13 protein-coding genes and 1 tRNA gene are annotated in these 14357 nt (G+C 69.2%); 5 read left to right on the top strand and 9 right to left on the bottom strand.

The genetic code is table 11. The annotated features are described in order from the left end of the window. Positions 1–115: 115 nt before the first annotated feature. The 7 genes from ACQRWP_RS18555 to ACQRWP_RS18585 form a co-directional block, all read right to left on the bottom strand. Positions 116–829: an ABC transporter ATP-binding protein gene (locus tag ACQRWP_RS18555; protein ID WP_354945233.1), complete on the bottom strand. Its 714-nt coding sequence runs from the start codon at positions 827–829 to the stop codon at positions 116–118. Continuing rightward, entirely contained in the window at positions 816–1757 is a 942-nt protein-coding gene (locus ACQRWP_RS18560) for an ABC transporter ATP-binding protein (RefSeq protein WP_410815955.1), read from the bottom strand. The genes ACQRWP_RS18555 and ACQRWP_RS18560 overlap by 14 nt, the downstream gene beginning before the upstream one ends. Continuing rightward, positions 1750–2928 (bottom strand): branched-chain amino acid ABC transporter permease, encoded by a 1179-nt coding sequence (locus ACQRWP_RS18565; RefSeq protein WP_425698823.1) that lies wholly within the window; start codon positions 2926–2928, stop codon positions 1750–1752. Before ACQRWP_RS18565 ends, ACQRWP_RS18560 begins: the two co-directional genes overlap by 8 nt. After that, positions 2925–3908, bottom strand: a complete 984-nt coding sequence (locus ACQRWP_RS18570) for a branched-chain amino acid ABC transporter permease (RefSeq protein ID WP_238680225.1) — start codon at positions 3906–3908, stop codon at positions 2925–2927. The genes ACQRWP_RS18565 and ACQRWP_RS18570 overlap by 4 nt, the downstream gene beginning before the upstream one ends. Positions 3909–3974: 66 nt before the next feature. Continuing rightward, positions 3975–5126, bottom strand: a complete 1152-nt coding sequence (locus ACQRWP_RS18575) for a branched-chain amino acid ABC transporter substrate-binding protein (protein ID WP_238680224.1) — start codon at positions 5124–5126, stop codon at positions 3975–3977. Between the two features lie 366 nt (positions 5127–5492). After that, positions 5493–6680 (bottom strand): hypothetical protein, encoded by a 1188-nt coding sequence (locus tag ACQRWP_RS18580; RefSeq protein ID WP_430496438.1) that lies wholly within the window; start codon positions 6678–6680, stop codon positions 5493–5495. Between the two features lie 66 nt (positions 6681–6746). Further along, positions 6747–7370 (bottom strand): ANTAR domain-containing response regulator, encoded by a 624-nt coding sequence (locus tag ACQRWP_RS18585; RefSeq protein WP_130402813.1) that lies wholly within the window; start codon positions 7368–7370, stop codon positions 6747–6749. Positions 7371–7475: 105 nt separating this feature from the next. Here ACQRWP_RS18585 and ACQRWP_RS18590 point away from each other — a divergent pair. From ACQRWP_RS18590 to ACQRWP_RS18600, 3 genes are all read left to right on the top strand, one after another. Further along, positions 7476–7552 (top strand) — tRNA-Leu (locus tag ACQRWP_RS18590). 353 nt (positions 7553–7905) lie between these two features. After that, positions 7906–8328 (top strand): hypothetical protein, encoded by a 423-nt coding sequence (locus ACQRWP_RS18595; RefSeq protein WP_430503222.1) that lies wholly within the window; start codon positions 7906–7908, stop codon positions 8326–8328. A gap of 26 nt (positions 8329–8354) precedes the next feature. Next, positions 8355–9071: an NAD-dependent epimerase/dehydratase family protein gene (locus tag ACQRWP_RS18600; protein WP_430496440.1), complete on the top strand. Its 717-nt coding sequence runs from the start codon at positions 8355–8357 to the stop codon at positions 9069–9071. 3 nt (positions 9072–9074) lie between these two features. Here the strand turns inward: ACQRWP_RS18600 and ACQRWP_RS18605 are convergent, their stop codons facing one another. Next, positions 9075–10253 (bottom strand): trans-sulfuration enzyme family protein, encoded by a 1179-nt coding sequence (locus ACQRWP_RS18605; RefSeq protein ID WP_430496442.1) that lies wholly within the window; start codon positions 10251–10253, stop codon positions 9075–9077. 83 nt (positions 10254–10336) lie between these two features. Here ACQRWP_RS18605 and ACQRWP_RS18610 point away from each other — a divergent pair, with 83 nt between their 5' ends. Both ACQRWP_RS18610 and ACQRWP_RS18615 read left to right on the top strand, forming a co-directional pair. Further along, positions 10337–10816, top strand: coding sequence for an Lrp/AsnC family transcriptional regulator (locus ACQRWP_RS18610; RefSeq protein ID WP_430496444.1), 480 nt, complete (start codon positions 10337–10339; stop codon positions 10814–10816). A gap of 72 nt (positions 10817–10888) precedes the next feature. Continuing rightward, positions 10889–11899, top strand: coding sequence for an LLM class flavin-dependent oxidoreductase (locus tag ACQRWP_RS18615; RefSeq protein ID WP_430496446.1), 1011 nt, complete (start codon positions 10889–10891; stop codon positions 11897–11899). 200 nt (positions 11900–12099) lie between these two features. Here ACQRWP_RS18615 and ACQRWP_RS18620 read toward each other — a convergent pair whose 3' ends face one another. Beyond that, the gene (locus tag ACQRWP_RS18620; RefSeq protein ID WP_430496448.1) at positions 12100–14346 is read right to left on the bottom strand and encodes a cellulose binding domain-containing protein; all 2247 of its coding nucleotides are present in this window, start codon (positions 14344–14346) and stop codon (positions 12100–12102) included. Positions 14347–14357 lie beyond the last annotated feature (11 nt).

Genomic DNA, 14357 nt, shown 5'->3' on the forward strand with positions numbered 1-14357 from the left:
TCTAGTCCGTCGCACCGACATCCCTGGCGCTCGGCACGGGGTGCCGCGACGCCGAGCCGAACGCCGACGGCCGGCCACCCCCGCGAGGGGATGACCGGCCGCCGAACTGGGTGGCTCAGGCCACGCCGAGGTACGCCTCCTTGACCGACGGATCGTGCAGCAGGTCCTGACCGGACCCCTCCTTCACGATCCGACCGGTCTCCAGCACGTAGCCGCGGTGTGCCCGCGACAGCGCCTGCTGGGCGTTCTGCTCGACCAGCAGGATCGTGGTGCCCTGCTGGTTGATCTCGGTGATGATGTCGAAGATCTGCCGGATCACCAACGGGGCCAGCCCCATCGACGGCTCGTCGAGCAGCAGCAGCTTCGGCCGGCTCATCAGCGCCCGACCGACCGCGAGCATCTGCTGCTCGCCGCCGGAGAGGGTGCCACCGGCCTGCTTGCGCCGCTCGGCCAACCGCGGGAAGAGGGTCAACACCCGTTCCAGGTCGGCGGCGATGCCGGCGGAGTCCCGCCGGGTGTACGCCCCCATGTCCAGGTTCTCCATGACGGTCATACCCGGGAAGATCTGCCGCCCCTCGGGCGACTGACACAGCCCCCGGACCACCCGCAGGTCGGCCCGGAGCTTGCTGATGTCCTCGCCGTTGAACGTGATCTTTCCTTCGGCCAGCGACCGGGTCCCGGAGATGGCCCGCATGGTGGTGGTCTTACCGGCGCCGTTCGCGCCGATCAGGGCCACCACCTCACCCTCGTTGACGGTGAGGCTGATCCCGTGCAGCGCCTCGATCCGGCCGTACGCGACGGCGACGTTCTCCAGCTCAAGCAGCGTCATCTGCGGGCTCCCCCAGGTACGCGGCGATCACCTTCGGATCGCGGCTGACCTCCGCGGGCGCACCCTCGGCGATCTTGCGGCCGAACTCCAGCACCACGATCCGGTCGGTGACTCCCATGACCAGCCGCATGTCGTGCTCGATGAGCAGCACGGTCAGCCCCATGTCACGGATGTTGCGGATCAGGGTGAGGAGCTCCTCCTTCTCCGCCGGGTTGAAGCCGGCGGCCGGCTCGTCCAGGCAGATCAGCTTCGGCTCGGTGGCCAGCGCGCGGGCGATCTCCAACCGACGCTGGTAGCCGTACGGCAGGTTGCGCGCCTCGTCGTTGGCCCGGTCGGCGATCCCGACGAAGCGCAACAGCTCGAGCGCCTTGGCCTCGGCGGCCCGCTCCTCGAGGATGTGCCGGGACAACCCGAACGTCTTGGCGAACGTCCGGCGCACCTGCTGCCAGGTCCGGACGATCCCGGACGCGGCGGTGACCTGCGGCAACTCGTGCGGCTTCGGCTTGCGCCGAGGCAGCCGGAAGAGCGCCCCGGGCACGCTGGTCTTGTGCCGGGAGTCGGTGCCGACCATGACGTTCTCCAGCGCCGTCATCTCCGGGAAGAGACGGATGTTCTGGAACGTCCGGGAGATGCCCAACTGGCTGATCTGGTGCGGCTTACGGCCGGTCACCTTCTGGCCGCGGAACCGCACCGCTCCGGAGGTCGGCTTGTAGACCCCGGTCATCACGTTGAAGCTGGTGGTCTTGCCGGCGCCGTTGGGACCGATGAGACCGAGGATCTCGCCCTCATAGATCTGAAAATTGATCTTGTCGAGGGCGACCACGCCGCCGAAGCGGAGCGTGACATCGTCGACTTCGAGCAGTACCGACCGGGGCCCCGGCTGGGCCGGGATCTTCGGCGCGGACGTGCTGGTGGTCTGGTCAGACATGAGCGGGCGCCTCCTCTGCCTCTGCCGCGCGGTCCTTCAACTCGCGGGCCCGCCGCCGGCTGGGGATCAGGCCCTGCGGACGCAGGATCATCACCAGCACCATGGCCAGCCCGAAGACCAGCCACCGGTAGTCGGCGAAGTCGCGGAACCGCTCCGGCAGGTACGCCAGCAGGACCGCGCCGAGCGAGACGCCGATCATGTTGCCGGAACCGCCGACCACGACCATGGCGACGAAGAGGATCGAGAGGTTCGCGTTGAACTGGGTCGGGTCGATGAACGCGTTCCGGCTGCCGAAGAGGAAGCCCGACAGGCCACCGAGCGCCGCGCCCATGGCGAACGCCCACAGCTTGAACTTGAACGGGTACACGCCCATCACCGCGGCGGCGTCCTCGTCCTCACGGACCGCGAGCCAGGCGCGACCGACCCGGCTGTGCTCCAGCCGGCGAACCAGGACCACCATCAACAGCACGAAGGTGATCGCCAGCCAGTACCAAGGCTTCGCGTCGATCAGACCGAAGACCTTGTTGTCCGCCGACGGCGGACCCTCCGGACCCGGAATGGCCGAGATACCGACCGGACCGTTGGTGACACCGGTGGCGTTGCGGGCGACGATGCGGATGATCTCACCGAAGCCGAGCGTCACGATGGCCAGGTAGTCACCGCGCAACCGAAGCGTCGGCCAACCCAGCAGCACGCCCGAGATCATCGTCAGCACGATCGCGAGCAGGAGGCAGATGCCCCAGGTCACCGCCCAGGTCGGCGGCAGGTTGAACTCCTGCTGGATCCACTTCACCACAGGCGAGTTCACCGAGCCGAACAGCGCCACGCTGTACGCCCCGATGGCGAAGAAGCCGATGTAGCCCAGGTCGAGCAGGCCGGCGAGGCCGACCACCACGTTCAGTCCGATGGCGACCAGCACGTAGATGGCGCAGACGAAGAGCACGCCCGCCCAGTTGTTGCCGCCCTCGATCGAGTCGGTACGCAGGTTGTTCAGACCGGGGATCATGAGACCGCCGGGCAGCTTGCCCAGGTACGGCAGGTGGTAGAGGAAGACGAGCAGAGCCACCACACCGATGGCCTTCTGCCACTTCGGCAGGGCCCCCCAACGGTCGCCGACCGAGGTCAGGATGCCGACCCGACGGCGGTCTGCGGAGCGAATCTTGTCGATCATGCGCGGGCCCTCCCGAGCGACTCACCCAACAGGCCGGTGGGCCGGAACATCAGCACCACGATCAGCACCACGAAGGCGATGACGTCCTCCCAGTTGGACGCGAAGAGCGTGGCGCCGTAGACCTCGACAACGCCGAGGAAGAGACCACCCAGCAGAGCACCGCGCAGGTTGCCGATGCCACCCAGCACGGCGGCGGTGAACGCCTTCAGGCCGAGCACGAAGCCGATGCTGTTCTGGGTGAAGCCGAACCGCATGCTCCACAACAGCGCGGCGGCGCCGGCCATGATGCCACCGAGCACGAAGATCAGCATGATCACGCGCTCCTGGTTGACGCCCATCAGCGCGGCGGTCTCCGGGTTCTGGGCCACCGCTCGCACGCCCCGGCCGTACCGGGTGCGGTTGATGAACCAGTCCAGCAGGGCCATCATCGCCACGGCCGCCACGAAGACGATCAGCTGAATGTTCGTGATCGCGGTGTTGCCGATGGTGAACAGGGTTTCCTGCTGAATGATCGTCGGCATACCGACGATCTGCCGGGGCCGGCCGAACGCCTCCGGCAGCACCGTGCCGAGCAACTTCGGCAGCACCTGCCCGAAGAGCTCCACGAAGACCAGCGACAGGCCGATAGCGGTGATCAGGAAGATCAGCGGCGGCGCGTTCTTGCGCCGCAACGGCCGGTACGCGATCCGTTCGAGCGCCAGGGCCGTACCGCCCGAGGCGACCGCCGCGACGACCAGACCGAGCACCAGGAACAGGATCGCCTGGCCGACAGGGGGGTTATTTTGCACCCCGAGCTGGGTCCACAGGATCAGCACCGCGAAGGTACCGACCATGAACACCTCGGAGTGCGCAAAGTTGATCAGACGAAGGACGCCGTAAACGAGGGTGTAACCAAGGGCGATCAGGGCGTAGATGGCGCCCTTGGACAGGCCATCGACCGTGTGCTGGCCGAGATGGCCGATCAGTTCATCGAAATGCACCGGGGGTCTCCTTGAATCGAGAGCGGCCGGGGTGAAGCACCCCGGCCGCACTCCATTTCGTGGGCGTCAGCTGAGCTTGAGCTCCTGCAGCGCCTCGATAGCGTTGCCCTTGATCTGGTAGGCCCAGATGACAACCTTCGTCGGGTCGACGTCACCCTTGGCATCGAACTTGATGTACTTCGACACACCCTGCTTGTCGTACGACTTCACGAACGCCAGGATGTCCGCCCGGGTCTTCTTGCCAGCCTTGAAGGCGTCCAGGTAGATCGTGGCGCCGTCGAAGCCTTCCGCACCGTAGGAGCCCGGCGGGATGCCGAACTTCTTCTGGTAGTCGGCGGAGAAGGTGCCGCCGGCCTTGTCGGCCGGGAGGCACGGGCAGGTGATGATCGCGCCCTCGGCGCCGCCGGAGGCACCCGACGGGAACGCGGTGTCGTAGAGACCGTCCGGGCCGACGAACTTGGCGTTGACGCCGGCGGCACGCATCTGCTTCACCAGCGGAGCGGCCTCACGGGTGTAGCCGCCGTAGAAGACGAAGTCGGCCTGCGACGACTTGATCTTGGAGACGGTGGCGTCGAACTGCGTCTGCCGCTCCTGGATCTTGTCCTTGTTCACGACCAGCGGGCCGAGCTGCTTGCCCAGCTCATCGGTGATGCCCGCGCCGTACGCGCTGGCGTCATCGACCATGAAGACCTTCTGCGCGTTCTGGGTCTTCAGGTAGCTGGCCACGGCACCGGCCTGCGTGCCGTCGTTACCGACGACCCGGTAGAAGGACGTGTTGCCCTTCTGGGTCAGGTCCGTGCGGGTCGCCGACGGGCTGACCATCGCCAGGCCGGCAGCCTGGTAGATCGGCATCGTCGCGTCCGACTCACCGGAGAAGTGACCACCGATGACACCGAGGAACGAGTTGTCCCCCGCGATCTGGTTCGCGAACGGGGTCGCCACCGCGGGGTCACCCTGGGTGTCGAACTGCTGCATGGTGACCTTGCAGTTCGGGTTCGCCGCGTTGAACTGCTCCACGGCGAGGTTCGCGCCGTTCAGCGACGGGATCACCAGACCCGCGTTGTCACCCGTGAACGCACCGAAGATCGCAATCTTGCCACCGCAGTCACCCGACGCGGTCCCACCTTCGCCGCCACCGGAATCCTGGCAACCAGCCGCAACCACCAGGGTCGCGGCGAGCGCCACGGTACCCAGCGCCCGTACATAGCTTCGCCTCACGGCTTCCTGACCTCCTCGAGATGCGGACGCGACTGACCCGAAGCGACGGCGACAGCAGCAAACCCGCAATTCCACCCACCCCGCAGGGACTCCCCCTGCGTTACGGCTCGTGATGGCGGAGCGTACCGACACGACATACCGTCCCGGAAGGCCTGAAGGCTGGGTCTGCGAAACCGTTACGAAGACGTGGGCAATCATGTCGATGTCCGTCACAGGTGAACCCGCCAGACGGTCCTTAAACCCACGCCCGGTCGAACTCCACCCGCAGCAACCCGGACCGCGCGCACCTGACAAAAAGTCGACTGACCTGCGGAAACGTCCGCGCAGGTCGCGTACCGGGTGGAAGCGTCACCGCACCGTCGACGTTCAGGTGCCCGCGCCGGCCGCCCACCACAACCCGGCCCGGGTGCCGTCGTCCGCTGCCAACCACCACCGGTCACCCACCGCCACCAGCGTCACATCCCGGTCAACGCCCGCCGACACATCGAGTGGCATCGTCGCCTCCCGCCACGAACCACCCCGGTCGGTCGACACCCACACCGAATGCCGAGCCCCATCCGTCACCGCGGCGAACAGACTGCCACCGGACGACACCAGCGACCCCACCCCCGGCACCCCGGCCCCAGCCCGCCGCCCGAACGTCCCGACGGCCACCCAACCCGCCGCCTCCTGGCGCCACGCGCCGAACGTCCCCCCGCGCAGCCCGACCGCCACCGGCACGTCGTCGGCCAGCACCACCCGCTGCATCTCCTCGTACTCCGACCCACCCGGCAACACCGTGCGCCGCCACGACCGACCGTCCGGCGACGACCACACCGCCGGATCACGGTCGATCCGGCCAGCGGGCAACAAACCACCCACCGCCAGCCACCCCGACGACGTCGCCACCGCGTCGAACGCCCAGGTCACCCCCACCGCGTCACTGGCCAGCTCCGGTGCACCCTCGACCAGCGCGAACTCCCCCGCGGACGGCGACGCCACCCAGGACGCGGCACCCGCCGACCGGTTACCGACGATCAACCAACCCTGCGGACCGGCCGCCAGCCGGGACACGTTCACCGCCGTCGGCCCGCCGTACGTCTCGAACGACGCCTGCACCTCGATCAACGCGCCATCGGCCACCTGCCGCCACGTGCTCACCCGCGGATAACCGTGCGCACCGCCGACCTTCGCGCCGATCAACGCCACCTGACCATCGCGGCAGGCCGCCGACAGGAACACGTTCTGCCGCCCGTAGAAGGAATCCGGACGCACCGGCAGCACCGTCCACGTCGTACCGTCCAGGCTGGTCCAGGCCGCCGGACGCGTGCCACCGTCGGCGGCCAGGACACCACCGACCACGAACCACCGACCCGCGCACGACGTCGCGTCCCGCAGCAGGGAACGGCCCGGGCCACCCGGCGGCGCCGGCAGCGTCAATGGCTGCCAACCCGGCCGCAGCGCGGGCGCCGCGGCCGTCGTCGACCCCGCGCCGCTCGGCGCGGCCGGCCCGTCGCACCCGGCGAGCAGCAGCGCGAAGAGGCCGAACAGCGCGATCACCCGTCGGACGGACACCCGTCGATGCTAACCACCAGACCCCGCGCACGGTGGCCCAGCGCAGCCCGTTGTCACCAGGAGCGCTCAGACGGTCGGCTGCTGCGACACCTCGCCGCCGGCGGTCTCCGCGAGGATCCGCTCGGCGACCTCTTTCATGGTCATCCGGTGGTCCATCGCCGTGCGCTGGATCCACTTGAACGCCTGCGGCTCGGTCATTCCGTACGTGGTCATCAGCGCGCCCTTGGCGCGCTCCACCGACTTACGGATCTCCAGGCGGTCGGTCAGGCTCGCGACCTCCGCCTCCAGCGCCGCGACCTCCGAGTAACGCGACAGCGCGATCTCCACCGCCGGGACCAGGTCGCTCTTCTGGAAAGGCTTCACCAGGTACGCCATAGCGCCCGCCGCCCGCGCCCGCTCCACCAGATCACGCTGGCTGAACGCGGTCAGGATGATCACCGGGGCGATCCGGGCACCGGCGATGCGCTCGGCGGCGGCCAGCCCGTCCATGATCGGCATCTTGATGTCGAGGATGACGAGGTCGGGCTTCAACTCCTCGGCGAGGCGGACGGCTGTCTCGCCGTCACCGGCCTCCCCCACCACCTCGTAACCCTCTTCGACCAGCATCTCGGCGAGGTCCAGCCGGATCAGCGCCTCGTCCTCGGCGATCAGTACGCGCCTACGCTCGGCATCCGTCGGCATCTCAGCCACCAGCCCTACCCCCACCAGTCATAAGCCGACACCAACCCGACCGGGTGTCGCCGCCCTCAGCGTAGTAGGTAACCTATGGGAGGCCACCAGAGCATTCGGCCAAGCGTCCCCGTATTCCAACCGGCAGAGAAGCGGAGCTCAAACCTCCGACAGTGTGGGTTCGACTCCCACCGGGGGCACCAAAAGTGTCGTACGGCTGTTCCAAAATCGTCATGTGCACCCACCTGAACTACGCATTCGTGCGCGGCAGCAGCACCTCGCCGGCAGTACGGTCGCCGAGGTTGCCAGACGTCTGAGACTTCCGTACCCGACGGTCAGGGGCTGGTGCAAGCACCAGGTCGAGCCGAGAAGGTCCGGCAGCGAGCTTCGTTGCTTTCGCTGCCGGCCTGAGGTCAAGAATCAGACGTCTGCATACCTCTACCTGCTCGGTCTCTACCTGGGCGACGGGCATCTCGTCACCTCCGCACGGGTACCGGTGCTGCGCATCGCTTGCAGCAGTAGTTGGCCGGGCTTGATCGAGGCGTGCGACGCCAGCATGCGGCAGGTGCTCGCGGCGAAGGTCCAGCGCGTCCAGCAGCCTGGCTGCGTCAGCGTGCAGAGCTCCGGCAAGCACTGGCCATGCCTGCTTCCCCAGCATGGTCCCGGCAAGAAACACGAACGTCCGATCATTCTCGCCGATTGGCAACGGGACATCGTCGCGACGCATCCGGGTGACTTCCTGCGCGGGCTGTTCCACTCCGACGGCTGTCGGTTCGCCAACCGGGTGACAGTGCGCGGCAAGGCGTACGTCTACCCGCGCTACATGTTCGTCAACGAGTCGGCCGACATCATGGGGCTCTGCCAGTGGAGCCTCGACCTGCTCGGCGTCGCCTGGCGGATGAACCGACGCAACTCGCTGTCGGTGGCGCGACGCGACGCTGTCGCCACGCTGGACCGGCACGTCGGCCCCAAGTCCTGACCGGTACCGCGCGGATCACACCGACCGTGACAGCCTGGCTGACGCGCCGGCGGATGGCCGGTGGCGGTGGGCGGCGACAGGGGTGGGATCTGATGCGGGTGGTGGTCTTCGGTGCGACCGGGATGGTCGGTCAGGGCGTGTTGCGCGAGTGCCTGCTCGCCGAGGACGTGCGGGAGGTGCTGACGGTCGGTCGGCGGCCGACCGGTGCGCAGGATCCGAAGCTGCGGGAGCTGACGGTCGCGGACGTGGGCGAGTTGGACGCGGTGCGGGCCGAGTTGACCGGTGTCGACGCGTGTTTCTACTGCCTGGGGGTGTCCTCGTTGGGCCTGGACGAGGCGGCGTACACGCGGGTCAGCTACGACTACCCGATGGCGGCGGCGCGGTTGTTCGCGGAGGTGAGCCCGCAGGTCACGTTCGTCTACGTCTCGGGTCAGGGGACCGACTCGTCGGGTCGGGGTCGGGTGATGTGGGCGCGGGTCAAGGGGCGCGCCGAGAACGCGGTCATGGATCTGCTGCCAAACGGTTACGCGGCGCGGCCGGGGTTCATCCAGCCGACGTACGGGGCGGTGTCGAAGACGCGGTGGTACCGGTTCGGGTACGCGGTCACCCGTCCGCTGTTTCCGCTGCTGCGTCGGTTGCTGCCGAACCAGGTCACCACGACCGACGGGATCGGTCGGGCGATGTTGCGGGTGGCTCGACAGGGTTCGCCCGTGCGGGTGTTGGGCAACCGCGAGCTGCGCTGAGGGTCAGGCGATCGTGTCGAGGGCGTGGGCGAGGTCGGCGCGCAGGTCCTCGGGGTCTTCGAGACCGACCGAGAGGCGCAGCAGGGCGGCGGCGGGTTTGGCGTCGCCCTCGACCGGCCGGTGGGTGAGTGAGGCGGGGTGCTGGATGAGGGTGTCCACGCCGCCGAGGGACACCGCGTGGGTGATGAGGCGGCAGGCGCCGGCGACGGCGGCCGCGGCCGGCGCGCCGCCGCGTACCTCGAAGGCGATCAGGCTGCCGGGTCCGGACATCTGCCGCCCGACCAGCGCCGCCGGGTCGTCCACCGAGGGGTGGTGCACCCGGTGTACGGCGGGGTGGTCGGCGAGCCAGCCGGCGAGCTTCTCGGCGGTGGCCTGTTGGGCGCGGACCCGCAGCGGCAGGGTTTGCAGGCCGCGGTGCAGCAGGTATCCGCCGAGGGGGTGCAGGATCGCGCCGGTGACCGCGCGGACCTGGCGTAGGCGTACGGCCCAGGTGTCGTCGCAGGCGACGACGCCGGCGAGGACGTCGCCGTGTCCGCCGATGCTCTTGGTGGCGCTGTGCAGGACGAGGGTGGCGCCGTGGCGGGCGGGTTGTTGCAGGACGGGGGTGGCGACGGTGTTGTCGACCAGTAGTGGGATGTCGCCGGCCGCGGCGGCGAGGGCGGCGATGTCGACCAGGTCGAGGGTGGGGTTGGCGGGTGTCTCGACGATGACCAGTGCGGTGTCGGGGCGGATGGCGGCGGCGACCTCGTCGGGGCGGGTCCAGGTGACTGTGGTGCCGAGCAGGCCGGTGGCGAGGATGTGGTCGGTGCCGCCGTAGAGGGGTCGGACGGCGACGACGTGCCGGCGGTCGTCGCGGGCGGCGGCGAGCAGGGTGGCGGTGAGTGCGGCCATTCCGCTGGCGAAGGCGACGGCCTGGGCGGTGCCTTCCAGCTCGGCGAGGGCGGCTTCGAAGCGGGCGACGGTGGGGTTCCAGAGCCGTTGGTAGACGGCGCTGCCGTCGGCGGGAAGGGTTCCGCCGGTGGCGAGTTGCTCGTACGCGGCGCCGCCGTCGTCGACGGAGGGCAGTGGGTTGGTGGTCGACAGGTCGATGGGTGGTACGTGCACGCCGAGGGTGCGGAGGTCGTCGCGGCCGGCGTGTACGGCCCGGGTGTCCATCGTTGTCATGGCGGTAGCGTCGAACATCTGGCGACTGATGGGCAACAGTTCGGCAGATCATTCTGCGATTCGGACTGGTTTCCGTGTTCGGTTCGGGCAAGGATGGCGGAATGCCCCCTGAGCCGAATGATGTGCGGCCGTATCCGGCCCTGGATGAGGTGGACCGCGCGATCCTGTCCGAACTGGCGGCGGATGGCCGGCTGCCGAACAACGCCCTCGCCGACCGGGTGGGCGTGGCGCCGTCGACGTGCCTGACGCGTACCCGGGCGCTGCGCGAGCGCGGTGCGATCCGTGGTTTTCACGCCGAGGTGGATCCGGCTGCGCTCGGTCTGCCGTTACAGGCGTTGGTGTCGGTGCGGTTGACCGCGCACGAGCGGGCGGCGGTGGACGCGTTCCGGGCCCGGTCGGTGCGGCTGCCTGGGGTGGTGTCGGTGTTCCACGTGGCCGGCGCGGAGGACTACGTGCTGCATGTGCGGGCGGCGTCCGGCGACGCGTTGCGGGACTTCGTGCTGGACCACCTGGCGGTCGACCCGGTGGTGCAGCACACGCAGACCAGTCTGATCTTCGAGCAGGCGCGTGGAATGGGTTGAGCGGCGGGTGAGGTGGCCGACGAAAACCCGTATGCCGGAACAAAGCCGGCCGGTGACGGGTTGGCTGACCGTGTGATCACCGTACCGTTGTCTGTTCTTGATCTTGCCCCGGTCGCCAAGGGCACCACCGCTGGCGCGGCGTTGCAGGCCACCACCGAGTTGGCCCGCCGTACGGAGGAGTTGGGCTACCACCGGTTCTGGGTGGCCGAGCACCACAACATGCCGGCGATCGCCAGCTCCGCCCCCGCGGTCCTGCTGGCGCACCTGGCGGCGAACACCTCGACGATCCGGTTGGGGTCGGGCGGGGTGATGCTGCCCAACCACGCGCCGCTGGTGGTGGCCGAGCAGTTCGGCACCCTGGAGGCGCTGCACCCCGGTCGGATCGACCTGGGCATCGGGCGGGCGCCGGGCACCGACCAGGTGACCGCGCTGGCGTTGCGGCGCACCATGGAGGGCCTGTCGGCGGAGGGTTTCCCGCGCGAGCTGACGGACCTGATGAACTACTTCAGCGGGGAGAAGCCGGGGCAGATCATCGCCACGCCGGGCCGCGGTGAGCAGCCGGCCGTGTGGCTGTTGGGCTCCAGCGGTTTCAGCGCCCAGCTCGCCGGTCTGCTCGGTCTGCCGTTCTCCTTCGCGCACCACTTCAGCTCGCAGAACACCCTGCCGGCGTTGGCCCTGTACCGGCAGAACTTCCGGCCGTCGCAGTGGCTGGACAAGCCGTACGCGATGGTGGCGGTCAACGCGGTGTGCGCGGAGACCGACGAGCGGGCCGAATGGTTGGCCGGGCCGAGCGCCCTGTCGTTCCTGAAGTTGCGCTCCGGGCGGCCGGAGCCGCTGTCGACGCCCGACGAGGCTGCGGCGTACCCGTACTCGGAGATCGAGCGGGAGTTCATCCTGCAGCGCCGTGACGGTCAGGCGATGGGCTCACCGGAGACGGTGCGTCGACAGCTGACCGAACTGCTGGAGCGCACCGGCGCGGACGAGCTGATGCTGACCACGCTGGTGTACGACGTGCAGGACCGGGTGCGGTCGTACGAATTGATCGCCGAGCAGGTGGTGGGCGGTCTACGCCGGAGCGCGTGAAACACGATCTTCACGTCAGCGTCACCCTGCCGACCCGGACGGTGCCTAATGTTGGTGCCGGTGGTGGTACGGCATTCCCGGTCGGGACGGGTTGGGAATGCCGCGGTGTGGCGCACCGGGCCGGAGCTGAGCGGATTCCGCGGCTGCGGCCCGGTGCCTGCCACCCTAGGCGACCCCACACGGGACCGCCAGGGGTTGCATCAACGTAGGTGGATGTCCGGCGTGGGTGGGGTGGCCATTCCGTTGCCGATGAAGAACCCCGGGTGCGGCGGTTGGTTGTAGGCGATGTTCTGCCACGCGATCGCCACCCGATACTGCGGGTCGTGCATCAGGGTGTAGATCCGGGTGCTGGTCGGCGTGGGTGTGCTGTAGATGCGCAACGCCCGGCTGTCGGTGGTCCGCCAGATCACCTCCTCGCGCCAGTCGCCCAGGATGTCGCCGGAGAGCGCCGGCGTGGCCTTGGTGCCGTTGTTGGACGCCACCCCGCTGCCGTCGAGCAACCGGGTCTCACCGCCGGTGCCGTACTTGTCGATCTTCGTGCCGTCGAGCAGTTCCCGCACCGGGTCGCCGTCCCACCAGGCGAGGAAGTTGGCCGAGGACGGCTTGCGGCCGACGTTCTGCCCCCTGGTGTTGGCCAGTCCGGCGACCGCTGACGACCACGACTCCGCGCCGGGGCTGCCCGCCCAGATGTCCGCGGAGACACCCCGGCCGTTGTCGCCGGACGCCGGCGTGGACCAGAGGACCTGACCGGTACGGGCGTCGGCGAAGTACGAGCTGGGCTTGCTGGCATCCTCGTCGACCTTGAACACCTCCAGGCCGGCGCGGCCCGGGTCCAGGTCCCCCACGTGCAGGGCGTCGCCGTGGCCGTTGCCCGTCGAGTGGAGCAGCCGGCCGTTGTCGTCGATGGTGGCGGCCCCGTACACGATCTCCTGGCGACCGTCGGCGTCGACGTCGGCCACGGAGAGTTGGTGGTTGCCCTGACCGGCGGCGGCGGCGTTGCCGGAGGAGTTCGAGTCGAACGTCCAGCGCTTGGTCAGTGTGCCGTTGCGGAAGTCCCAGGCGGCGATCACCGCGCGGGTGTAGTAACCCCGGGCCATGATCAGCGAGGGGCGCTGCCCGTCCAGGTACGCGGTGCCGGCGAGGAACCGGTCCACCCGGTTGCCGTACGAGTCGCCCCAGGACGACACGGTGCCGCGCGGCGGGTCGTAGTTGACGGTGGAGGCGATCGCGCCGGTCTGCCCGTTGAACATGGTCAGGTACTCCGGGCCGGACAACACGTAACCGCTGGAGTTGCGGTGGTCCGCCGACGACGAACCGATGAGCTGACCGGTGCCGGAGCGGGTGCCGTCGGCGGTCTTCATGGCCACCTCGGCGCGGCCGTCGCCGTCGTAGTCGTACACCTGGAACTGGGTGTAGTGGGCGCCGGCCCGGATGTTGCGGCCCAGGTCGACCCGCCACAACCGGGTGCCGGTAAGTGTGTACGCGTCGACGTAGACGTTGCCGGTGTAGCCGGACTGGGAGTTGTCCTTGGCGTTCGACGGTTCCCACTTGAGCACGATCTCGTAGCTGCCGTCGCCGTTGAGGTCACCGACGGAGGCGTCGCTGGCGCTGTACGAGTAGCTCTCGCCGCTGGGGGTGCTGCCCCCGGCCGGGACCTGCAACGGCACGTCCAGGTAGCCCGCGCCGAACTGCAACGCCGGCGCCGACGCCGCCTGCTCGGCGCCGCCCACCACGGCCCGCACTGTGTACGCCGAGCCGGCCGCCGCGCCGCTGTCGAGGTAGTTGGTGGCGCCGGTGATCGGGCTGGCGTTGACCCTGGCGGATCCCCGGTAGAGGTTGAACGCCACCCCGGAGGTCTCGGTGCCGAGCAGCCGCCAGGAGACCAGGTTGCCGCTGCCGGAGCGGACGCTGATCAGCCCTCGGTCCAGGTCCTCCATCTGCACCACCCCGGCCGACGGCGGGGGCGTGGTCGGAGGTGGCGTGGTCGGGGGCGGGGTGGTGGGTGGCGGGGTGGTCGGCTCGTCGGTGGGTGGGGCGCCGGTGCAGGTGGTGCCGTTGAGCGCAAAGCTGCCCGGCACCGGGTTACTGCCGGCCCACGAACCGTTGAAGCCGAACGAGGCGCTGCCGTTCGTGGCGATGGCGACGTTGTGGTCGACGTTGCGCGCGGTCACCTGGGCACCGGACTGGGCGACGACGGCGTTCCACGCCTGGGTGACCTGCTGACCCGCGACGTACGACCAGGTGAGCGCCCACCCGTTGACCGGGTCGCCGAGGTTGGTGACTGTGACGTTGGCGCCGAAGCCGCCCTGCCACTGGTTGGTGATCTGATAGTCGACCCGGCAGCCGACGGCGGCGGCCGAGGCGACGACCGTGCCGAGGGTGCCGGCCACGACGGTGGCCGCCGTCGTGGCGGCGAGCAGGATCAGCCGATGTCTGGACGGGTGCATGCACTGCCTCC

Source organism: Micromonospora trifolii (assembly GCF_050516465.1).
Classification (GTDB): Bacteria; Actinomycetota; Actinomycetes; order Mycobacteriales; family Micromonosporaceae; genus Micromonospora; species Micromonospora trifolii.

Bases quoted from the DNA above. Each gene is read 5' to 3' on its own strand.
- ACQRWP_RS18595 (WP_430503222.1), top strand. From the start codon at position 7,906: ATGCGGCAGGTGCTCGCGGCGAAGGTCCAGCGCGTCCAGCAGCCTGGC.
- ACQRWP_RS18565 (WP_425698823.1), bottom strand. From the start codon at position 2,928: ATGATCGACAAGATTCGCTCCGCAGACCGCCGTCGGGTCGGCATCCTG.
- ACQRWP_RS18610 (WP_430496444.1), top strand. From the start codon at position 10,337: ATGCCCCCTGAGCCGAATGATGTGCGGCCGTATCCGGCCCTGGATGAG.
- ACQRWP_RS18605 (WP_430496442.1), bottom strand. From the start codon at position 10,253: ATGTTCGACGCTACCGCCATGACAACGATGGACACCCGGGCCGTACAC.
- ACQRWP_RS18555 (WP_354945233.1), bottom strand. From the start codon at position 829: ATGACGCTGCTTGAGCTGGAGAACGTCGCCGTCGCGTACGGCCGGATC.
- ACQRWP_RS18620 (WP_430496448.1), bottom strand. From the start codon at position 14,346: ATGCACCCGTCCAGACATCGGCTGATCCTGCTCGCCGCCACGACGGCG.
- ACQRWP_RS18560 (WP_410815955.1), bottom strand. From the start codon at position 1,757: ATGTCTGACCAGACCACCAGCACGTCCGCGCCGAAGATCCCGGCCCAG.